Source organism: Ancylobacter sp. Lp-2, from assembly GCF_020523795.1.
Classification (GTDB): Bacteria; Pseudomonadota; Alphaproteobacteria; order Rhizobiales; family Xanthobacteraceae; genus Ancylobacter.
The window spans coordinates 382,099-402,854 of record NZ_JAJALI010000004.1; the positions used below are offsets into that span (position 1 = coordinate 382,099).

16 protein-coding genes are annotated in these 20,756 nt (G+C 67.7%); 3 read left to right on the forward strand and 13 right to left on the reverse strand.

Annotated features, from left to right (window positions below; all coding sequences use genetic code 11):
• Positions 1–5 precede the first annotated feature (5 nt).
• The 5 genes from LGR54_RS13200 to LGR54_RS13220 all read right to left on the reverse strand — a co-directional run bounded on the left by LGR54_RS13200 (position 6) and on the right by LGR54_RS13220 (position 5,494).
• Entirely contained in the window at positions 6–794 is a 789-nt protein-coding gene (locus LGR54_RS13200) for a carbohydrate ABC transporter permease (protein ID WP_230362414.1), read from the reverse strand.
• Entirely contained in the window at positions 791–1,681 is an 891-nt protein-coding gene (locus LGR54_RS13205) for a carbohydrate ABC transporter permease (protein WP_230362415.1), read from the reverse strand. The genes LGR54_RS13200 and LGR54_RS13205 overlap by 4 nt, the downstream gene beginning before the upstream one ends.
• Positions 1,678–2,754: an ABC transporter ATP-binding protein gene (locus tag LGR54_RS13210; RefSeq protein ID WP_230362416.1), complete on the reverse strand. Its 1,077-nt coding sequence runs from the start codon at positions 2,752–2,754 to the stop codon at positions 1,678–1,680. The genes LGR54_RS13205 and LGR54_RS13210 overlap by 4 nt, the downstream gene beginning before the upstream one ends.
• Position 2,755: 1 nt before the next feature.
• Complete coding sequence (locus LGR54_RS13215; RefSeq protein WP_230362417.1) at positions 2,756–3,862, reverse strand: ABC transporter ATP-binding protein; 1,107 nt, start codon at positions 3,860–3,862, stop codon at positions 2,756–2,758.
• Positions 3,863–3,979: 117 nt separating this feature from the next.
• On the reverse strand, positions 3,980–5,494 hold the full coding sequence (locus LGR54_RS13220) for an FGGY-family carbohydrate kinase (protein WP_230362418.1): 1,515 nt from the start codon (positions 5,492–5,494) through the stop codon (positions 3,980–3,982).
• Positions 5,495–5,779: 285 nt separating this feature from the next.
• On the opposite strand from LGR54_RS13220, the gene LGR54_RS13225 reads away from it, so the two are divergent.
• Positions 5,780–7,498, forward strand: coding sequence for a glycerol-3-phosphate dehydrogenase/oxidase (locus LGR54_RS13225; RefSeq protein ID WP_230362419.1), 1,719 nt, complete (start codon positions 5,780–5,782; stop codon positions 7,496–7,498).
• A complete protein-coding gene (locus LGR54_RS13230; protein WP_230362420.1) occupies positions 7,498–8,307 on the forward strand; it encodes a GntR family transcriptional regulator in 810 nt (269 codons plus the stop codon). The genes LGR54_RS13225 and LGR54_RS13230 overlap by 1 nt, the downstream gene beginning before the upstream one ends.
• Before the next feature lie 10 nt (positions 8,308–8,317).
• Here the strand turns inward: LGR54_RS13230 and LGR54_RS13235 are convergent, their stop codons facing one another.
• Entirely contained in the window at positions 8,318–9,307 is a 990-nt protein-coding gene (locus LGR54_RS13235; protein WP_230362421.1) for a sugar-binding transcriptional regulator, read from the reverse strand.
• Positions 9,308–9,523: 216 nt separating this feature from the next.
• Here LGR54_RS13235 and LGR54_RS13240 point away from each other — a divergent pair, with 216 nt between their 5' ends.
• Positions 9,524–11,296: a thiamine pyrophosphate-binding protein gene (locus LGR54_RS13240; RefSeq protein ID WP_230362422.1), complete on the forward strand. Its 1,773-nt coding sequence runs from the start codon at positions 9,524–9,526 to the stop codon at positions 11,294–11,296.
• A 132-nt stretch (positions 11,297–11,428) separates the two neighbouring features.
• On the opposite strand, the gene LGR54_RS13245 is transcribed toward LGR54_RS13240, so the two are convergent.
• From LGR54_RS13245 to acnA, 7 genes are all read right to left on the reverse strand, one after another.
• Positions 11,429–12,298 (reverse strand): oxaloacetate decarboxylase, encoded by an 870-nt coding sequence (locus LGR54_RS13245; RefSeq protein WP_230362423.1) that lies wholly within the window; start codon positions 12,296–12,298, stop codon positions 11,429–11,431.
• A 34-nt stretch (positions 12,299–12,332) separates the two neighbouring features.
• Positions 12,333–13,859, reverse strand: coding sequence for a tripartite tricarboxylate transporter permease (locus LGR54_RS13250; protein ID WP_230362424.1), 1,527 nt, complete (start codon positions 13,857–13,859; stop codon positions 12,333–12,335).
• 2 nt (positions 13,860–13,861) lie between these two features.
• On the reverse strand, positions 13,862–14,362 hold the full coding sequence (locus tag LGR54_RS13255) for a tripartite tricarboxylate transporter TctB family protein (protein ID WP_230362425.1): 501 nt from the start codon (positions 14,360–14,362) through the stop codon (positions 13,862–13,864).
• A gap of 19 nt (positions 14,363–14,381) precedes the next feature.
• Entirely contained in the window at positions 14,382–15,389 is a 1,008-nt protein-coding gene (locus LGR54_RS13260) for a tripartite tricarboxylate transporter substrate binding protein (protein ID WP_230362426.1), read from the reverse strand.
• 136 nt (positions 15,390–15,525) lie between these two features.
• Positions 15,526–16,239: a GntR family transcriptional regulator gene (locus tag LGR54_RS13265; RefSeq protein WP_230362427.1), complete on the reverse strand. Its 714-nt coding sequence runs from the start codon at positions 16,237–16,239 to the stop codon at positions 15,526–15,528.
• 41 nt (positions 16,240–16,280) lie between these two features.
• Positions 16,281–17,480: a 2-methylaconitate cis-trans isomerase PrpF family protein gene (locus LGR54_RS13270; protein WP_230362428.1), complete on the reverse strand. Its 1,200-nt coding sequence runs from the start codon at positions 17,478–17,480 to the stop codon at positions 16,281–16,283.
• The gene (gene acnA / locus LGR54_RS13275; RefSeq protein ID WP_230362429.1) at positions 17,470–20,148 is read right to left on the reverse strand and encodes an aconitate hydratase AcnA; all 2,679 of its coding nucleotides are present in this window, start codon (positions 20,146–20,148) and stop codon (positions 17,470–17,472) included. Before acnA ends, LGR54_RS13270 begins: the two co-directional genes overlap by 11 nt.
• Positions 20,149–20,756 lie beyond the last annotated feature (608 nt).

Sequence of the window (20,756 nt, forward strand, 5' to 3'; positions counted from 1 at the left end):
CCTCCTCAAACCCGCCCGAGGGCGAAGCCCTTGGCGATGTGGTTGCGCACGAACCAGATGACGAGTGCCCCGGGGATCAGCGTCAGCACGCCGGCCGCCGCCAGCAGGCCCCAGTCGATGCCGGAGGCGGAGACCGACCGCGTCATGATCGACGAGATCGCTTTGCTGTTGGTCAAGGTGCGGGCGAGCAGCAGTTCGACCCAGGAGAACATGAAGCAGAAGAAGGCGGCGACGCCGATACCGTTGGCGATCAGCGGCATGAAGATCCGCACGAAGAAGCGCGGGAAGGAATAGCCGTCGATGCGCGCGGTCTCGTCGATCTCGCGCGGCACGCCGGAGATGAACCCCTCGAGGATCCACACCGCCAGCGGCACGTTGAAGATGCAATGCGCCAGCGCCACGGCCCACACGCTGTCGAACAGACCGATCGACGAGTAGAGGTTGAAATAGGGCAAGGCGAACACCGCCGCCGGCGCCATGCGGTTGGTCAGCAGCCAGAAGAACAGGTGCTTGTCGCCGAGAAAGCAGTAGCGCGAGAAGGCATAGGCCGCCGGAAGCGCCACGCTGATCGAGATGATGGTGTTCAGCGCCACATAGCTCAGCGAGAACAGGAAGCCGTCGAACCATTCGGGTGAGGTGAAGATGATGGCGTAGTTGCGCAGCGTCGGCTCGATCGGCCACAGGGTCATCGTCGTCGAGATCTCGACATTGCCCTTGAACGACAGGTTGATCAGCCAGTAAAGTGGCAGCATCAGGCAGACGAGATAGGCATAGAAGATGATCCGGCGGCTCATGGCTGGGCCTCCTGGCTGTCGCGGGTGACGAGCACGGTGTAGAAGACCCAGCACACCGTCAGGACGATGAGGGTGTAGACGATCGACATCGCCGCCGCCTTGCCGAGGTCGAACTGCCCGAGCGCGATCTTCACGAGGTCGATGGAGAGCACGGTCGTGGAATTGCCGGGACCACCGCCCGTCACCACGAAGGGCTCGGTGTAGATCATGAAACTGTCCATGAAGCGCAGCAGCACGCCGATCATCAGCACCCGGCCGAGCTTCGGCAGCTCGATGTAGCGGAAGATCGCCAGCCGCGAGGCGCCGTCGATGCGCGCCGCCTGGTAGTAGGCGTCCGGGATCGACTTGAGGCCGGCGAAGCACAGCAGCGCCACCAGGCTGGTCCAGTGCCACACATCCATCGCGATGAGCACGATCCACGCCTGCGCCGCGTTGCGGGTGGCGTTGAAGTCGATGCCGACCGCGTTGATGAGCCAGCCGAACAGGCCGATGTCGCTGCGGGTGTACAGCAGCCAGATGGTACCGACGACGTTCCACGGCACCAGCAGCGGCAGCGCCATGATGACGAGGCCGATGGCGAGTTGCGTCCCGCTGCGGGGCATGCACAGCGCCACGAGGATGCCGAGCGGCACCTCGATGGCGAGGATGGCCAGCGAGAAGGCCGCCGAGCGGCCGAGCGCCGCGAAGAAGCGTCCGCCCAGCTCGCTCGTCGGGTCCAGCAATTCCTGGTACCAGCCGATGCCGTTCCAGAAGAACTGGTTGTTGCCAAAAGAATCCTGGAACGAATAGTTCACCACCGTCATCAGCGGCAGGATGGCGTTGAAGGCCACCAGCGCGAACACCGGCAAGACGAGGAACCAGGCACGGTTGTCGACGGTTTTCGTCATGGCTCGCCCACCAGCAGGTTGTCGGCATAGACGTGGATGCGCGCGGCATCGAAGGCGAGGCGCACCTCCGGCCCGGTCGGCGGCGGCTCGCCCTCCGGCACCAGCGCTGACAGCCGGTGCCCTTCGAAGAGCAGGCGCGCATAGCGCACGCGGCCGAGATCCTCGATGCGTTCGAGCTTGGCCGCGTGCCCGCCCGAGGCGGCCAGCCGTAGATGATCCGGCCGGATGCCGATCTCGACCTTGGAACCCGCCTTGGGCGGCGCGTAGGGCCGCGCCAGCGATATGCGGGCGTCCCCTACCCTGGCGACGAGTCCGTCCACGGCGGCGGGCAGCACATTCATGCCGGGCGAGCCGATGAAATGGCCGACGAAGGTGTGCCGGGGCCGGTCGTAGAGCTCGTCCGGCCGCCCCGCCTGCACGATGCCACCGTCATGCATCAGCACCACCGTGTCGGCGAAGGTGAGCGCCTCGGTCTGGTCGTGCGTCACATAGATCATGGTGACGTCGAGCGCGCGATGCAGCGCCTTGAGCTTGGAGCGCAGCTCCCATTTCAGCGCCGGGTCGATGACGGTCAGCGGCTCGTCGAACAGCACCGCCGCCACATCCGGTCGCACCAGGCCACGGCCGAGCGAAATCTTCTGCTTGGCGTCGGCCCCGAGGCCCCGCGCGCGGCGATTGAGGTCGGGCGTGAGATCGAGAAGGCCGGCGATCTCCCTCACCCGCGCGTCCACGGCCCGGCTGTCCAGCCCGCGATTGCGCAGCGGGAAGGCGAGATTCTCGAACACGGTCATCGTGTCGTAGACGACCGGGAACTGGAACACCTGCGCGATGTTGCGGCGCTCGGTCGGCAGGTTGGTCACGTCGACGCCGTCGAACAGCACCTGCCCCTGCGACGGCGTCACCAGCCCCGAGATGATGTTGAGCAGGGTGGTCTTGCCGCAGCCGGAGGGGCCGAGCAGCGCATAGGCGCCGCCCTGCCGCCATGTGGTGGTCATCGGCTTCAACGCGTATTCGGCGGGGCGCGCATGGGTCCAGTAGGCGTGGGCGAGATCGACGAGTTCGATGCGTGCCATGTCAGCCCCTCGCGCGCTGCGGCGCGTGAGCCGCCGTGCTGCCCGGCGTGATGACCACACGCCCCTCCGGATCGAAGACGAACAGCCGCGCCGGATCGACATGCACGGCGATGGGAGAGCCCGGCTCGAGCTCGTGCACGCCGGCCACCAGCGCCACCCAGCGCAGGGGGCCGGCATGAACATGGATGTAGCTTTCCGAACCGGTAATCTCGGTCACGTCCACCGTGCCGGGCACGCGCAGGCTGCCCGGTCGGGGCGCGAGTTCGAGGTGATGCGCCCGCACGCCGAGCCGATACGGCCCATCGCCGAGCGCGGCGAGCGCGCCATCGGCGGCGATGGCGCCACCGCCCGGCAGCACCAGCTCGCGGCCCCGCTTCGTCACCTCCGCGATGTTCATCGGCGGATCGGAAAAGGTCTGCGCCGCCTCCAGGCTGTCCGGGCGGCGATAGACCCGCGCCGCCGGACCGAACTGCAGCAGGCGGCCTTCCGCGAGGCAGGCCGTGTTGCCGCCCAGCATGAGCGCCTCTGTCGGCTCGGTCGTCGCATAGACGAAGATGGCGTTGGTTTCGGCGAAGATGCGCGGCAGTTCCTCACGCAGTTCCTCGCGCAGCTTGTAGTCGAGATTTGCCAGCGGCTCGTCGAGCAGGACGAGATCGGCCTGCCGCACCACGGCGCGGGCGATGGCGCAGCGCTGCTGCTGGCCGCCGGACAGCTTGAGCGGCGTCTTCTCGAGCTGGTTGTCCAGCTTCAAGAGCGCGGCCGCGGCGCGAACCCGCCGGTCGATCTCCGCCCTCGGCGCGCCTCGGACGCGCAGCGGCGAGGCGATGTTCTCATACACCGTCAGCGCGGGGTAATTGATGAACTGCTGGTAGACCATCGCCACCGAACGCTTCTTCACCGGCTGGCCGGTAACATCGCGACCGTCCGCGATGATGCGCCCCGTCGTGGTGGGGTCGAGCCCGGCCATGACGCGCATCAGCGAGGTCTTGCCCGAGCGCGTCGGGCCGAGCAGCACGTTCACCGTGCCGCGTTCCAGAGTGAGGGCGATATCCCGCAGGTGGTGCTGTCCGCCCACCGTCAGCGAGATATCCTGAAGCGACAATGACATCGGGGCCTCATGGAGAGAGATGCCTGCGAAAGCGTCGGACGGGGCCGAGAGGCGGCGGGCGCGGGTTTCCCCGGCTCCCCACGGTGCGGCTCGACGAACGAAACGGCGCGCGACGGCTCAGGCTTTTTGCGGCCAGTCCCGCGCGAGGGCACGGGTCAGGCCGAGGAAGCGGGCATATTTGCGGGAATGGGCGGCGTGCTGCGCCAAGTTCGGTTCCCACCGCTCGCGGACGCGGACCATCTGGGCGATCGCCGTGTCGAAGTCGCTATAGGCCCCGATCGCCACCGCCGAGGCGATGGCGACGCCGCGGGCGCCGAGCTCGGTACCGTCGGTGACCTCGACCGGCAGCCCAAGGACGTCGGCGAAGATCTGCGCCCAGATGGCGCTGCGCGACGCGCCGCCCGCGAGGCGTATCGTCGTCGGCTTGGCCGCGTCATAGCCGGAGAGCAGGCGCTCGATATCCACCCGATGGGCGTAGGCGATGCCCTCGAAGATGCCGCGCAGCACGTCGCCCAGCTTGTCGGAGCGCTTCAGCCCCAACAGTCCCGCCGGCGCCCCGCCCGGCCCGCCGAACAGATAGGGCAGGAAGAGGATGTCGTTCTCCCGGTCCAGCGCGTCGCGCACATAGTCGTTGCAGACGTCGTAGACGGAGGCGCCGTTGGAGAGCGCCCTCGCCGCCTCGGCGTCGAGAATCTCCCGGCAGAACCACTCGAAATTGGAGGCCGAGGTCGCCGCCCCTTCGGTGGCCAGCACCTGCCCGCCCACCGGATAGGGCATCTGCAGGAAGGGCGGCACCGAGAGCCGGGGCGCATCGTGAAGCGTGGAATTGATGCTGAACGTGCCGGCGATCATCGACAGCCGGTCCGGGCTCACCACGCCCGAGGCCAGCGCAGCGGCGGCAACGTCGGCCACGCCCCGCACCACCGGCGTGCCCTCCTTGAGGCCCGTCTGCTGCGCGGCGGCCGGCGTCACCCGCCCGACCACCTCGGCCGAGGGGCCGATTTCCGGCATCACGTCGAGCCAGGAGGCGATGCCGAGATCGCGGAACACCTCGCGGGCATAGGCACCGGTCTCGACATCGATGGCGCCGGCGATGCCGGCATCGGTCGGGTCGGTGGAGAAATCGCCGCAGAGCCGGCCGCGCAGGAAATCCTTGCAGAACAGCACGCGCTCGGTGCGCGCCACCGTCTCCGGTTCGTGCTTGGAGAACCACGCCATGAGCGCGATGGCCTGGCCCGGCCAGACCCGCTGCTGGATGCGCCGGGCCGTGACGCCCGCGCGTCCGTTGCCCTCCCACTCCCCGACGAGGTCGGCGGTGCGGCTGTCGGTCGAGACCACGCCCGGGCGCACCGGATCGCCGTGGCGATCGGTCAGATAGATGCCGCTGCCATAGCCGGAGCACGAGACGCCCACCACATCGTCCGGCGACGTGCCCGTGACCTCCAGCACCGAAGCGATCGACTCGCAGGCGGCCCGCCACATGCGCTCGGGATCGCGCTCGGTATGGCCCGGCCCGGGAAACAGCATCTGGTTGGGTCGACGTTCACAGGCGAGCTCGCGGCCGTCCAGATCGAACAAGGCGGCCTTCGTCATCGTCCCGCCGGCATCGATGCCGATCAGGCGTTCCTTCATGGCGTCCTCCGGTACCGGACTTAGCCGGTATGGCTTCGTTTTCCGAAGCTCAACACGTAATTACATGTTTGATCATAACCACGATGCCTAGCGCGTCAATATCTTTCATTTCGCGATTTTTTGCTGCAATGCAGCGTCATTTCCGCCGTAAAATCACAAATTGACAGGCCGAATTGGATGTGGTGCTTCTTACTTGTAATTACGAGTATGCGCATTGACGCGAAGGCCAACGCCTTTCCGGTCGCGCGGTGACGGCCTTGGAAGCCGATCGGTATGGAGCCTGCCATGTTGTCCCGCGACGCCATTCTCGACGACCTGCGCGCCGGTCCGGGACCCGGGCATCCCGCGCCCCAGCCCCCGGCGCCCGAGGTGCTCATCATCGGCGCCGGCATCAACGGCGTCGGCGTCTTCCGGGATCTGGCCCTCCAGGGCGTGCCCGGGCTGCTGGTCGACCGGGGCGACATCTGCTCGGCGACCAGCGCCGCCTCCTCCCGCCTGATCCATGGCGGGCTGCGCTATCTGGAGATCGGCGAGTTCTCGCTGGTTCGGGAATCGGTGGAGGAGCGCAACCGCCTCCTCCTCGATGCGCCGCACCTTGTCCGGCCGCTCCGCGTGCGCGTGCCGATCGCCGACCGCTTCAGCGGCGCGCTCACCTCGCTGGGACGCTTTCTCGGATGGGTGCGCACGCCGGGGCCGAAGGGCGCCCTCGTCGTCGCGCTGGGGCTGCGTGCGTACGACCTGTTCAACCGCCGCGACCAGACCATGCCCAACCACCGGATGGTCCCCGCCCGCGAGTTTCGCGCGCAGATGCCGGCGCTGGCGTCCTCGACGCGCTATGTCGCCGAATTCCACGACGCCCGACTGACCGCGCCGGAGCGCCTCGGCCTCGAACTGGTCGCCCAGGCCGAGCAGATGTGCCCGGAGGCACGGGCGGCGACCTACCTCGCCGTGACCGGCCGCGAGGGCGGACGGATCCTGCTCGCCGACGTGCTGACCGGCGAGCGCTTCGCGGTGGCGCCGAAGCTGGTGGTGAACTGCGCCGGCGCGCGTGTCGACGAGGTGGATGGGCGTTTCGGTATCAATCAGAGGCTGATCGGCGGCACCAAGGGTTCGCATCTCGTGGTGCGCAACCGGGCGCTGGTCGAGAGCCTCGCCGACACCATGCTTTACTTCGAGACTCCCGACCATCGCATCTGCCTGGCCTATCCGCTCGACGAGCTGCACGCGCTGGTCGGCACCACGGATCTGCGCACCGACGACCCGGACGACACGATCTGCTCGGATGCGGAGATCGACTATCTGTTCGAGGTGATGGCAATGGCCATGCCGGCCATCGCGCTCAGCCGCGATGAGATCGTGCACACCTATGCCGGCATCCGGCCGCTGCCGGCGAGCGAGGGAGTGGCCGGCGCGATCAGCCGCGATCACTCGATCCGCGCCTTCGAGCCGCAGGGCGACCGCCCCTTCCCGGTGCTGTCGCTGGTCGGCGGCAAATGGACGACCTTTCGGGCCTGCGCCGAAGAGATCGCCGACGACATACTCGCGCGGACCGGCCGGGCGCGGCGGCGCTCCACCGCCGGCATCGCCATCGGCGGCGGCGCCGGCTGGCCCGTCGATCCCGCGCCCTACGTCGCCGAGCTCGCGCGACGCTTCGGACTTAGCCTCGAGCGGGCGCGCGTCCTGTTCGACCGTTACGGCACCGCGGCGGCCAGTCGCCTCGAAGGCTTCGCACCGCAGCGTGAAGTTCCGTTGACGACGCTTCCCGACTATTCGTATCAGGAGATCGTGGCGATCGCGCGCGAGGAACGGGTGGCCCGGCTGGAGGACATCGTGCTCCGCCGCACCCATATCGCGCTGCTCGGGCAAGCGACGTCCGAGGCGCTCGCCGAGTTGGGAACGGTGGTTGGCGAGGCGCTGGGCTGGCCGCCGGAACGCATCGCGCACGAAATCGCAGCGGCCGCGCAGGTGATCGGCACGCGGCATCTTGTGCCGGGAAGGACCTGATGAACGAAGGACATCGCCGCGCGCGGCGCGCCGAGACCAATCTGGTGCCAACCCTCAAGGCGCTGGCGGACCGGGACAATGGTCTGCGCGACAATGGCTCCGGCTTGCCGCTCTGGTCGCAGCTGAAGTCGGCGCTGCTGACGCTCATCGTCACCGAGAAGCTGCCGGAAAATGCCCGGCTGCCTTCCGAATCCGAGCTGTGCGAGAGTTTCGGCGTGTCCCGCACCGTGGTGCGCGAGGCGCTGAACCAGCTGGTCTCCGAGCGGGTCATCTACAAGCTGCAGGGCAAGGGCGCCTTCGTCGCCCCCAAGCGCGACGACCACGGCTTTCTCGGCTCGAATATCGGCTTCTCCGGCGAGCTGCACCACACCAATCATTCGGTGAGCCGGGCCATCCTCCGCCAGGAACTGGTGAAGCCCGACGAACGTGTCTGCCGGATGCTGGGGGTCGGCGCGCATGAATCCGTGGTGGCGCTGGACCGGGTGCTGAGCGTCGACGGGATGCCGCGCATCCTCGTCTATACCTTCATCAACCTGCGGCTGGCGCCCGGCTTCGAGCAGGTGCCGATGCAAAATCGCTCGCTCTACGACACGCTGTCGCGGCGCTACGGCATCACCATGAAGCGCGCCGAACGCTGGCTGGAGGCCGCCACCGCCACGCCCGAGCAGGCGGAATTGCTGGGCATTGCCGCCGGCGCGCCGGTGATCGCCATCGAGTCCGTCACCTACATGCAGACCGACGAGGCCGTCGAATACTACACCGCCGTGTACCGCACCGATCAGGCGCGGCTGCACTTCATCGTCAAGTGACGCTGCGGCCTCAGCCGATCCGCGCCAGAACGGCCCGCGCGGTGGTTTCGTCCGTCACCAGCACATTGGCATAGCCCCCGCGCAGCAGGGCGGTGAGCGCCGCGATCTTCGATGGCCCGCCTCCCACGCAGATCCGCGTGGGCACCGCGAGAAAATCCTCGCGCGGCATCGACAGATGACGGGCGTCGAGATCCGTCAGCACGGGCTGCCCATCCGCATCGAAGAAATAGCCGGAAACGAAGCCGACGGCGCCATGGGCACGGTAGTCCGCCAGCGTCGGCTGGGTCATGAAGCCGCTATGCATCAGCGAGGTGCCCTCCCCCAGATCGGTGACGCCGAACAGGGTGATGTCGCAATTGCGCAGCAGCGCGAAATGCTGCGCGACGATCGGCTCCGCCATCAGCAGCCGCTTCATCTCCGGGCTGGAGACGATGCCGGGCGCGAGCATGTTCACGCAGCGCCCGCCCACCTTCAGCGCGATGTTGGAGGTGCAGAGTTCCGGCGAGAAATCATAGGTGCCGATGGCGCTGCCGGTGATCTGCGCGATAGTGGTGCTGGGCAGATGGAGCGGAGCGAGCGCCTGTGAGAGCGCCATCACCGTGCGCCCCCAGGCGACGCCGAGCACGCTCTCGGCGGTGATGCGCGGCTCCAGCACACGGGCGCCGAGCCCGGCGATGCGCTCGGCCACCGGCCGGTCATTGCCGCTCGCCGGAACGACGTAGCACTCGGCAAGGCCGGAGGATCGGCTCAGCGCCTGGGCGAGGCGCAGCGCCCCGATGCGCGCGACGTCGATGGAGACGCTGACCGCCCCCTCGTCGCGCGCCTTCTGCAGCAGGTTGAACACGGTGGCGCGCGAGATGCCGAAGCGGGCGGCGATCTCGTCCTGCTTCAGCCCCTCCTCGTAATAGAGCCAGGCCGCGGTCAGGACGGGATCGAGCGCGAACTGCGTCGCATCCTGCGCCGAGGGCGCCGTTCCAGTGCGCTCCGTCCGCTTCGCCATGCCTTTCCCCGAAGTTCCGCCCGCTGGAAGGATCCTGCGAGCACGTCCGCGCTTTATGCATCATGGCGTATGCCAGTCAAACCTGAAACATGCCATTGACAAACGTCACGCACGATTGAATTATGCCATCCGTTGTTGCGCGACCTCCGCGCGACCCGCCTGACGGCCTTTCAATGGCTGCGGCACGACGACATCGTCGATCTCAAGGAGAGTTCCATGGCCCATATGGGTGATCTCGTCGCCGAGATGCTGGCGCGCTACGGCGTCGAACTGGTGTTCGGCATGCCCGGCGGGCAGACCACGGCGCTGCATGACGGCATTTCCCGGCGCACCGACCGCATCCGCCATGTGCTGATGCGCGACGAGCGCAACGCCGCCTACGCCGCCGACGCCTATGCGCGGCTCACCGGCAAGCCCGGCGTGTGCGATGTCACGGTCGGCCCCGGCGCCAACCTGCTGCCCGCCGGCTTCATCGAGGCGCTGAACGCCTCCGTCCCGATGATCGGCATCGTCGGCGAACTGCCGCTGGACTGGCTGACGCTGAAGGAAAAGGGCATCGCCAGCCAGGGCTTCGACCAGCTCTCCTTCTTCAAGACCATCACCAAGGACAGCTGGCTGGTCCCCTCGCGCGCGGCGCTGCCGGAGATGATCCGCACCGCCTTCCGCGTCGCCACCTCGCCGCGCCCCGGCCCGGTGGCGCTGATCATTCCGCACGACATCTTCGACGCCGAGTGGGACGAGGCCGAAATCCGCATCGGCATCGACGAACGCGCGATCCAGGCGCCGTTCCTGCGCTCGGCCCCCGTCGCGTCCGGCATCGCCGACGCCGTGGCGCTGATCGGCCGGGCGAAGCGTCCGGCCGTCGTGTTCGGTGGCGGCGTGCATGGCGCGCTGGCCTCCACGGAGGCCACCGAATTCGCCGGCAAGCTCGGCGGCCTCGCCGTGACCAGCCTCACCGGGCGCGGCGCGGTCCCGGAGACCGCCGACTATGCCGCCGGCGCGCTGAATCCGCTGGGGTCCTGGGCGGCGATCGAACTGATCAAGGAGGCGGACCTGGTGATCTGGTGCGGCTCCAAGGCCAGCCAGAACACCGCGATGAACTGGACCCTGCCGCTGCCGCATCAGGCGACGATCACCATCGACTGCGATCCCAACGAGCATGGCCGCACCTTCCTGCCGACGGTGGCGCTGCTGGGCGACGTGCGCGAGGCGCTCACCCTGCTGAACGCCGGGCTGGCCCCGCAGACCCGCCCGGAATGGGCCGCGCGCATCGCGGAGGTGAAGGCCGAGGGCGAACGCCAGAAGCGCGCGGAGATCGAGAGCGAACAGATTCCGCTCCACCCGGCCCGCGTCATGGCCGAGGTTGCCGCACGGCTGGAGCTGGACGACATCGTGGTGTCGGATGCCAGCTTCGCCGCCGGCTGGATCGCCAACTACATTCCGGCGCGCCGGTCCGGTCGTTCCTTTCTCTATGCGCGCGGCCAGGGCGGCCTCGGCTATGCCATCCCGGCGGCCATCGGCGCGGCCGAGACCCGGCCCGGCACGCGCATCGTCACCGTCGCCGGCGACGGGGCCTTCTCCTACACCGTGGGCGAACTGGCCACGCAGGCCCAGCGGAACCAGAAGGTGGTCAACGTCGTCCTGAACAATGGACGGCTGGGCTGGATCCAGCTCTGGCAGGACATCTTCTTCAAGAACGTGCAGTCCGCCCTGCTGGAAAGCCAGAGCTGCCACCCCAACTTCGCCGCGGCGGCCACGGGGCTGGGCCTGAAGGGCCTCTATGTGGAGAAGCCGGACGAGCTCGGCCCGGCGCTCGACGCCGCCTTCGCCCATGACGGACCGTCGGTCGTCGAGGTTCGGGTGGACGACCTCGCCACGCCGATCCACAGCTTCAAGCGGCGCCTGCGCGAAGGCGGCGACACGCCCCGGCCGCGCCCCGGCACGGTCTACAAGCTGCGCGACTGGAAGGTGAGCCCAGACTTGCCCTGAGCAACGGACCCCGGCCCCGCACAGAGCGGGCCGGGGTCACCGGTACCGGCGCTAAGCCCGGCAGGCGCCCGGAAACCAAAAGCACCGGCGCCCGCCATCGTCCAGCCGGACAAGCTAGAACGTCCGCTTCACTTAGCCGGCGGTGTAGCGGCGTTCGAGATCGTCGAACGCCTCCTTGCGGACCAGCCGCTGGCGCTCCTTGAAGGAGGCGACCGGCGCGCTCTCATCCATGATGCCGGCGTCCATCAGTCCCTTCAGCGCGTTCTGCATGCCATAGACCGCGCCCTGCAGCGCCACATTGGCATAGAGCACCAGCGCAAACCCGCCGGCCGCCAGCTCGGCGCGTGGCAGCGCCGGGGTACGGCCACCGACGACGATGTTGACCAGCTGCGGCACGTCGACCGCCTTCGGCAGAGCGAGGATTTCCTCGCGGCTCTCCGGCGCCTCGATGAACAGGATGTCGGCCCCGGCCTCGGCATAGGCGCCGGCGCGGTCGACCGCCGCCTGGAAGCCGTCCACCGCGCGGGCATCGGTGCGGGCGATGATCATCAGGTCGCCGTCATGGCGCGCATCCACGGCAGCCTTGATCTTCGACACCATCTCGCTCGCCGGCACCACGTCCTTGCCGGTGAAGTGGCCGCAACGCTTCGGCGACACCTGGTCCTCCAGTTGGATCGCGCTGGCGCCGGCCCGCTCCAGCACCCGCACCGTGTGCTGGACGTTCAGTGCGTTGCCGAAGCCGGTATCGGCGTCGACGACGATGGGAATGTCGACCACGTCGGCGATCGCGGCGGTGTGCTGGGCGATCTCCGGCAGGCTGACGAAGCCGAGATCCGGCAGGCCGAGGAAGGTGTTGGTCAGGCCTGCCCCCGACAGATACACCGCCTCATAGCCCATGTCGGCGATCACCCGCGCGGCAAGCGCATTGGCGGCGCCCGGCAGCAGCAGGCCGCGACGCTCGGCGACCTGGCGGCGGAAGCGGCGGTGGACGGTTTCTGTCATGGCAGCCTCGGACAAGGGGAAGGTACAGGACGGGTCAGGGTGTGGGTCGCGATGCGGCGTAGCGGTCATCGCCGGCCGGACGCCGGGCGAGGGTGCGCAGCAGCGGCGGCAGCACGACGATGCACAGAGCGAGGCCGAGCAGCGTGGCGGAGATCGGCGTCGAGACGAGCGCCACCGGATCGCCCTGGCTGATCGCGAGCGCCCGGCGCAGCTGTTGCTCGGCCATCGGCCCGAGGATGAGCCCGATGAGCACCGGCGCCGCCGGGAAGTCGTAGAGCCGCATCGCGTAGCCGAGCAGGCCCATGGAGAACATCAGCAGCAGGTCGAACCACGAGGTCGACAAGCCCCATACGCCGACCAGGGCGAAGATGACGATGCCGGCATAGAGCTGCGGGCGCGGGATCATCAAGAGCCGCACCCACATGCCGGCGAGCGGCAGGTTGAGCACGATCAGCATGAAATTGCCGATATAGAGCGAGGCGATCAGCCCCCACACCAGTTCGGCATTGTTCACGAACAGCAGCGGGCCGGGCTGCAACCCGTAGCCTTGGAAGGCGCTGAGCAGAATGGCCGAGGTCGCCGAGGTCGGCAGGCCGAGGGTGAGCAGCGGCACCAATATGCCGGCCGCCGCCGCGTTGTTCGCCGCCTCGGGCCCGGCCACGCCCTCGATAGCGCCGGAGCCGAATTCCTCCGGGTGCTTCGAGAGGCGCTTCTCCACCGCATAGGACAGGAAGGTCGGGATCTCCGAGCCGCCGGCCGGCAGCACGCCGATGGGAAAGCCGAGCGCGGTGCCGCGCAGCCATGGCTTCCAGGAGCGCTTCCAGTCCTCCTTGGTCATCCAGATGCCGCCGCTCAGCGGGTTCATGCCGCTGCTGCGCTCCGGCCCGCGGCTGGCGACATAGATGATCTCGCCCACGGCGAAGAGCGACACCAGCACGATGGTGAAGGGAATACCGTCGAGCAGGTCGAGGCTGCCGAAGGTCAGGCGCGACTGCCCGGTCTGCGCGTCGATGCCGATCACGCCGAGGCCCAGCCCGACCGCCACCGCGATGGCGCCGCGCAGCGGCGAATTGCCCAGCACCACCGAGATGGTGGTGAAGGACAGCACCATCAGCGCGAAATAGTCTTCCGGCCCGAAGATGAAGGCGAGTTCGGAGACGGCCGGCGCCACGAAGGACAGCGCCAGCGTGCCGATGGTGCCGGCGACGAAGGAGCCGATGGCGGCGGTGGCCAGCGCGGCGGCGCCCCGCCCGCGCCGGGCCATCTGGTTGCCCTCGAGCGCGGTCATCATCGACCCGCTCTCGCCCGGCGTGTTGAGCAGGATCGAGGTGGTCGAGCCGCCATACATCGCGCCGTAGAGGATGCCGGCGAACATGATGAAGGCGGAAGCCGGCTCCAGCGAGGTGGTCACCGGCATCAGCAGCGCGATGGTCAATGCCGGCCCGATTCCCGGCAGCACGCCGATGGCGGTGCCGAGCAGACTGCCGATGAAGGCCATCAGCAGGTTGATCGGCTGGAAGGCGACGCCGAAGCCGTGCAGCAGCAGGTCGAGGGTCGACATGGTCAGCGCTCCGACAGCAGCGGCAGGAACGGGCCGAGATTGACGCCGAGCCAGTTGAAGAAGAACCAGGCCACGGCGCCCAGCACCGCGCCGGTCAGAATGTCGACAACTGGCCGCCGGGAGCCGAAGGCACGGGCGACGCCGGCGAACACCACGGCGGCGGTGACGGGAAAGCCGGCGGCCTGCATCAGCACCAGCGGCGCCGCCAGCGAGGCGATGGCGAGGAGCAGCGGTCCACGGTGGGTTCTGTCCTCATCGTCCACCTCACCATACTCACCCTCGCCCTCCGGCGAGGTGAAGGCGACGCCCCGCGCGACCTGCACGCCGAGCGCCACTCCGAGGACGACGAGGGCGATGCCGATGATCGTCACGAACAGGCCGGGCCCCACGCCCGAATGGGCGTCGGACTGGCCGAGCTGCGCCGCCCCGTAGAGCATGATGCCCCCGAAGGCGATCACGCCTCCGGGTACCCACCAGGGCCGCGGCGATACGCCAGCGCTCATCGCCCTACCTCCCGCGCCGTCAGTTGACGAGGCCGGCTTCCTTCAGAAGCCCTTGCCAGTTCTGGTTTTCCGACGCGATGAAGGCCGAGAACGCCTCGCCGCCGAGATAGGCATTCTCCATGCCCTGCTTCTCCAGCGCCGCCGCCCATTCCGGCGACTTGGCCATGGTCTCGAACCGGCCGATCCACTCCTTGCGGGCCGCCGCGCTCATGCCGGGCGCCCCGACGACGCCGCGCCAGTTGCTGACGGAGACATCGAGGCCGGCTTCCTTCAGCGTGGGAATGTCCACGCCCGGCAGGCGGTTGTCCGAGGTCACCGCGATGAGGCGGATACGCCCGGCCTGCGCCAGCGGATAGAGCTCGGAAAGACCGGAGACCGCCGCCTTGATCTTGCCGCCGACCAGCGCGGGCACGATCTCGCCGCCGCTAAAAGCGATGAAATTCAACTTGTTAGCGGGAATTCCCTGCGTCTTGGCGATCAGCGCCATGGTCAGGTGATCGACGGTGCCGACCCCCGAACCGCCGACCGCGAACGCACCGGGATCCTTCTTGAGCTCGGCTACGAGGTCGGCCGGGGTCTTGATCGGCGAATCCGTCGGCACCGCGACGGCGTTGTATTCGCGGGTCAGCCGCGCCAGCGGCGCCACGTCGTCCATGGTGATCGCCGAGCGGTTGGTCAGGATGCTCGACAGCATGATCACGCCCATGAACATCAGGGCGTTGTCGTTGCCCTTGTTGTTACGGACGAAATCGGTGAGCCCGATGATGCCGACGCCGCCGCCCTTGTTGACGAACTGGATGCCGCCGCTGACCAGCTTCTCCTTCTGGAGGACCTGCATCGTCATGCGGGCCGTGTTGTCCCAGCCGCCGCCCGGCGACGCGGGGATGGTCACGGTGGTCTGCTGCGCCTGCGCGATACCCGCGCTGGCGAGCCCCGCGACCAACACGGCTCCTCCGATGCCGCGCCGTACGGCGTGCCCGAACGAAGCAAAGCGCGACGGCGCGCTCCGCTGCATGGAACGGATCATGACACTCTCCTGACGAACGTTTCCCGATAGTGCGAGATCTTTACCGTCTCGCATATTGTCGACATATGTTGGGATATATCCAACAATGTCAAGTTATTCTAAACTTTATATCGCAATTATGTCGACACAATTACGATCAAACCCGTTTCGAGCCTCGACGGCGCCCACGGCCGCTCTCGCCGCCGGCCTCCTGCACGCTCGCCACCAGCATCTGCCGCGAAGCCTGGATGTGCCGGCGCATGGCGAGTTCGGCCATGTCGGCATCGCGGTCGGCCAGCGCATCGACAATGCGGCCATGCTCGACGAAGGCGCGATAGGCGCGCTCGGGCACCTGGCGCAGATGCTTGCGGCACAGGCCGATCAGCGTCGCGTAGTCCTCGCAGAGGAACTTGATGAGGAATTCGTTGCGGCTGCACCGGGCGATGAAGGTGTGAAAGTCGCTGTCGAGCTCGCGCGTGAGAAAGGTGGAAAAGCCGATCTCCTCCGACCGCGCCTTCTGCCGCGCCAGGTTTTCCCTCAACTGGGCGATTTCGGAATCGGTGATGCGCGTGGCCGCCTCGCGCGCGATCATCCCCTCCACCGCCTCGCGCACGACGAAGATCTGCTCCACCTTGGCCGGAGACAGCACCACCACCCGCGCGCCGAGACGCGGCGCCCGGGTCAGCACGCTGCGCTCCTCAAGCCGGCGGATCGCCTCGCGCAAAGGCGCGCGGCTGATGCCGAAGCGCCGCGCCAGCTCCGGTTCGCTAACCTTGGCGCCGGGCTTCAGCTCCCCGTCGAGAATGACCTGAGTCAGGCGCGCCAGGGCGCTGTCCGCCACGGTCGTGGAATCATCCAGTTCGTCCAGCATGGCAGCCCTCCTCGCATGATGCGGCGGAGCCTGCCGGGGGCTCAGATTTTTGTCGACACATTTTCCGAGTTCTCCAGCACCTTGCGCGGCACCAGGACACTACCCTGCATCAACCGCCGGGCGGTCCGGTAGACCACGGCCTCGTCGGCATGCGGCTCGCCCTCACGGCTCAGTCGCGCGGCGACCGGCAACAGGCCGGACGGGTGCGCGACGACGAGATCCGCCTCGGGATCGGAGGGCAGATGCGCCAGCTCGGCGGCGATCGTCCCCGGCAGCCGCATGGCGATGGCGAGGCACATGGCACCGGTCAGCGGCGAGGCCTTGTGCGGCTGGCCGGCCGAGATCATGCGCACCAGAATGTGGAATGACGACGCAGGCAACACCTTACCGCTGAGCGTCGGGGCATCGACGGGCGCGGCGAGGATGCCCACCAGTGGCAGGTTGCGGATGCGGGTCCGCGCCTCCTCCTCGGTCGCCGCGATGCCCATGGCCACGGCAGCGGCGACGCGGATCGCCTCCAGCCGCGCGAGGAGCCCGGGACGCGCCTCGATCTCGTCCGGCAATTCAAGGCCGGTCATGTCGAGCGCTCGGGCGTCCACGAACACGGCCGGGTTGGCCGCATCGACCAGCGACACCGTCAAGGTCCCGATCCCCTCGACGGCGAGATCGTCCTGCACCCGTCCAGTCGGCAGCAGGCGACCGGTCGCGGCGCCGCCGGGTTCGAGGAACGACATGCGGATCGGCGCGCCCTTGCCCGCGACGCCCTGCAGCTCGAAATCGCCCTCCACCGCCGCCCGGCCGCCGCTCACCGGGAACCGCGCGATGATGACCTTGCCGGTATTGGTGTTGTGGATCCGCACCGTCGCGCTATCGCCGTCGGCCGCGACCAGCCCCTCGTCGATCGCAAACGGCCCGATCGCCGAGGAGATGTTGCCGCAATTGCCCTTGTACCCCACCAGCGGGGCATCGATGGCCACTTGCCCGAAGGTGTAGTCGACATCCGCATCCGGCCGGCTCGAAGGACCGATGATGGCGATCTTGGAGAGCGAGGAGATCGCGCCGCCCAGCCCGTCCAGCTGGCGTCGGTTCGGGTCGGGACTGCCGATCGCCGCGAGAATGATCGCGTCGCGCGCCGCCGGATCCGCGGGGAGATCCTTCGCATGGAAGATAATGGCCCGGCTCGTGCCGCCGCGCATATAGACGGCCGGTATGGCGATCTGCGGCGTCGGATCATGCGACATCGGCTCGTCCCTCCGGTTGCGCACCATTTTCCAGCAGGCGGCGGAAGACGAAGGGCAAGATGCCTCCGGCGCGCCACACCTTGAGCTCATTGGCAGTATCGAGCCGCCCCCGCATCTCGACCGTTTGCGCCGACCCATCTGCACGGGTGATGCGCGCCGTCAGCGTCTCGCCGGGCTTCGTCCAGGCATCGAACCCTTCGAGGTCGATACGCTCGGAGCCGTCGAGCCCGAGCGTGGCGCGGGTGACGCCTTCGGGGAATTGGAGCGGCAGAACGCCCATGGCGATGAGGTTCGAGCGGTGGATACGTTCGAAGCTTTCCGCCAGCACCGCACGCACGCCGAGCAGCCGCGTGCCTTTCGCTGCCCAGTCACGGGAGGAGCCGCAGCCATATTCACGGCCGGCGACGATCACCAGCGGCACGCCTTCGTCGGCATAGCGGGTGGCCGCATCGAAGATCGGGAGGATGTCGCCGCTCGGAACGTGCTGCGTGACGCCCCCTTCCACGCCGGCCACCATCTCGTTGCGCAGGCGGATATTGGCGAAGGTGCCGCGCACCATCACTTCATGGTTGGCGCGGCGCGAGCCATAGGCGTTGAAGTCGCGCTGCGCCACCTGATGGCTCGACAACAGCAGCCCCGCCGGCGAGGACGCCGCGATATCGCCGACCGGCGAGATGTGGTCGGTGGTTATGCTGTCGCCCAGCAGCAGCAGCGGGCGTGCACCTTCGATCGTCGAAACCGCATCCGGCCGATCGGTATAGTCGTCGAAATAGGGCGGGCGGCGGATATAGGTGCTGGCCGACTGCCAGGTGAACAGCTGGCCGCGCGAGGCTTCCAGCGCGTTCCACACCGCATCGCCCGCGAACAGGTCGGCGTAATATTTACGGAACAACTCCGGCGTCACTGCCTGCGAGAGCAGGTCCAGGATCTCCTGGGAGCTCGGCCAGATGTCCTTGAGGAACACCGGGCGTCCCTCCGGATCCGTCCCGACAGGGTCGTTCGTCAGGTCGATATCGACGGTGCCGGCAATCGCATAGGCGATGACCAGCGGCGGCGACATCAGGTAACTCGCCTTGGCGAGCGGGTGGATGCGCGCCTCGAAATTGCGGTTGCCCGACAGCACCGCGACCGCCACCGCCTGCCGGGAGACGATTTCGTCCTCGATCTTCGGATCGAGCTGGCCGGAATTGCCGCCGCAGGTCGCACAGCCATAGCCGGCCACCTGGAAGCCGAGGCGGTCGAGATCCGTCTGAAGCCCGGTCGCCTCGAGATAGCCGCTGACGACGCGCGAACCCGGCGTTAGCGAGGTCTTGACCCACGGCTTCGAGGTCAGGCCGCGCTGCACCGCCTTGCGCGCCAGCAGTCCGGCACCGATCATCACCGCCGGATTGGAAGTGTTGGTGCAACTGGTGATCGCCGCGATCACGACGGAGCCGTTGTCGATGCCGTCGCCAATGCCCTTAGGCTCCGACTTCATCTGCGAGCGGAAATTGTCCGCCACCTGCGGCAGCGCCACGCGGTCCTGCGGGCGTCGCGGGCCGGCAACGCTCGGCTCCACCGCACCGAGGTCGAACTCAACCACGCGGCTGTATTCGGGCTCGAGTGCCTCGTCGTCGCGCCAGAGGTTCTGCTGCTTCGCATAGGCCTCGACCAGCCGCACGTGATCGGACGACCGACCCGTCAGCTCGAGATAGTCGATGGTCGCGCGGTCGATGGGAAAGAAGCCGCAGGTCGAACCGAACTCCGGCGACATATTGGCGAGCGTCGCCCGGTCGGCAACGCTCAGTCGGCCGGCGGAAGGGCCGTAGAATTCGACGAAAGCGTCGACCACGCCGACCGCCCGCAGGCGCTGTGTCAGGGTGAGCACGATATCCGTCGCCGTCACGCCCTCGCGCACCATCCCGGTCAGCCGCACGCCGACGATGCGCCCGAGCGGCACCACCAGCGGCAGCCCGAGCATGGCCGCCTCGGCCTCGATGCCGCCGACGCCCCAGCCCAGCACGCCGATGCCATTGACCATCGTGCTGTGGCTGTCGGTGCCGACCATCGTGTCGGGATAGGCCAGCACCGTGCCGTCGGCCTGTCGCTGCGTCCGCACCAGCGTGGCGATGTGCTCGATATTCACCTGATGCAGGATGCCCTTGCCGGGCGGAACGACACGGATGCCCTCGAAAGCGGACTGCGCCCACTTCGCGAGTTGGTAGCGCTCGGAATTGCGGCGGAACTCGTGAACGAGATTGAGGCTCATCGCGCCCGCATGGCCGGCCTCGTCGACGATCAGCGAATGGTCGATGACGAGATCGACCGGGATCTGCGGATTGACGTCCCCGGCCTCTCGGCCTCGGGCCACCATGGCGTCGCGCATCGCCGCGAGATCGACCAGGGTCGGAATGCCCGTGTAGTCCTGCATGAGCACACGTGCCGGATGGAAGGGCACCGGGATGATGTCGTCGTTTTCCGGGGACCAGGCGATCAGGCGACGAACATCCTCCTCGCCGATGTCGTTAACGCCGACATTCCGCAGGACGTTCTCCAGCAACACCCTGAGGCAATAAGGGCGCGTCGCCAATGCGATGCCGTACCTTTCCTCGATCGCGGAAAGCGCATGACAGGCGAACACCTGGCCATGCGAGCTGAAAGTCCGCCGGGCACCTAGATCCAATGTCATGTCCGCACCTCCCGTACACGGCGTCATACATACGGCACGGAACTTTTTTGTCGACACTTTTTCAATTTAAAATACAGAAATGCGGAAAATTATCTGATTTTGTCGACAAATAAGGTGATTGGATCGGGATATTGCGGCCGCGCGAGCCGCCCGCGACCTGCGCGTCCCCGCAACGCGCAACGCTAATAGCGCCCTTGAAGCAAGGCAGATCCTGGGCATCTCTTTCGCGGCCATCGGCAGATAGGATCCGAGCCGCTTAAGACTGACCGCAGCCTAGGGAAGCGGCCGGACTGAAGTCGGAATGCGACGTCCTGAAAATGGCCCGGCGCACCGGCCAGCCATGCCCGGCAACGACGCCGCAGGTTGCACCAAGAAAAGCAGGCACGGCGTCGGCTCGAATCCCTCCGTCTCCGACCCTCGCCATACCGCTGTAGTCGGCGACCGTGGTGGTGCCGACTTTCGGAGTGCGCTGAAGGTGGTCCTTCAACGCCTCGGAAGTCGGCTCTCGACCCAGCACACGGCCCCCGAACGCACGCCAAGCGACACCAGCATCCCTACTCGCCTGCCAGGAGGTCCAAGCAGGGATCGCCCAGCCCCCTCCCCATCAA

Excerpts from the sequence above, each read along its gene's own strand:
- LGR54_RS13220 (WP_230362418.1), bottom strand. The coding sequence starts at position 5,494 with ATGAAGGAACGCCTGATCGGCATCGATGCCGGCGGGACGATGACGAAG.
- LGR54_RS13265 (WP_230362427.1), bottom strand. The coding sequence starts at position 16,239 with ATGCTGGACGAACTGGATGATTCCACGACCGTGGCGGACAGCGCCCTG.
- LGR54_RS13235 (WP_230362421.1), bottom strand. The coding sequence starts at position 9,307 with ATGGCGAAGCGGACGGAGCGCACTGGAACGGCGCCCTCGGCGCAGGAT.
- LGR54_RS13230 (WP_230362420.1), top strand. The coding sequence starts at position 7,498 with ATGAACGAAGGACATCGCCGCGCGCGGCGCGCCGAGACCAATCTGGTG.
- acnA (WP_230362429.1), bottom strand. The coding sequence starts at position 20,148 with ATGACATTGGATCTAGGTGCCCGGCGGACTTTCAGCTCGCATGGCCAG.
- LGR54_RS13210 (WP_230362416.1), bottom strand. The coding sequence starts at position 2,754 with ATGGCACGCATCGAACTCGTCGATCTCGCCCACGCCTACTGGACCCAT.
- LGR54_RS13255 (WP_230362425.1), bottom strand. The coding sequence starts at position 14,362 with ATGAGCGCTGGCGTATCGCCGCGGCCCTGGTGGGTACCCGGAGGCGTG.
- LGR54_RS13245 (WP_230362423.1), bottom strand. The coding sequence starts at position 12,298 with ATGACAGAAACCGTCCACCGCCGCTTCCGCCGCCAGGTCGCCGAGCGT.
- LGR54_RS13250 (WP_230362424.1), bottom strand. The coding sequence starts at position 13,859 with ATGTCGACCCTCGACCTGCTGCTGCACGGCTTCGGCGTCGCCTTCCAG.
- LGR54_RS13225 (WP_230362419.1), top strand. The coding sequence starts at position 5,780 with ATGTTGTCCCGCGACGCCATTCTCGACGACCTGCGCGCCGGTCCGGGA.
- LGR54_RS13205 (WP_230362415.1), bottom strand. The coding sequence starts at position 1,681 with ATGACGAAAACCGTCGACAACCGTGCCTGGTTCCTCGTCTTGCCGGTG.
- LGR54_RS13200 (WP_230362414.1), bottom strand. The coding sequence starts at position 794 with ATGAGCCGCCGGATCATCTTCTATGCCTATCTCGTCTGCCTGATGCTG.
- LGR54_RS13215 (WP_230362417.1), bottom strand. The coding sequence starts at position 3,862 with ATGTCATTGTCGCTTCAGGATATCTCGCTGACGGTGGGCGGACAGCAC.
- LGR54_RS13270 (WP_230362428.1), bottom strand. The coding sequence starts at position 17,480 with ATGTCGCATGATCCGACGCCGCAGATCGCCATACCGGCCGTCTATATG.
- LGR54_RS13240 (WP_230362422.1), top strand. The coding sequence starts at position 9,524 with ATGGCCCATATGGGTGATCTCGTCGCCGAGATGCTGGCGCGCTACGGC.
- LGR54_RS13260 (WP_230362426.1), bottom strand. The coding sequence starts at position 15,389 with ATGATCCGTTCCATGCAGCGGAGCGCGCCGTCGCGCTTTGCTTCGTTC.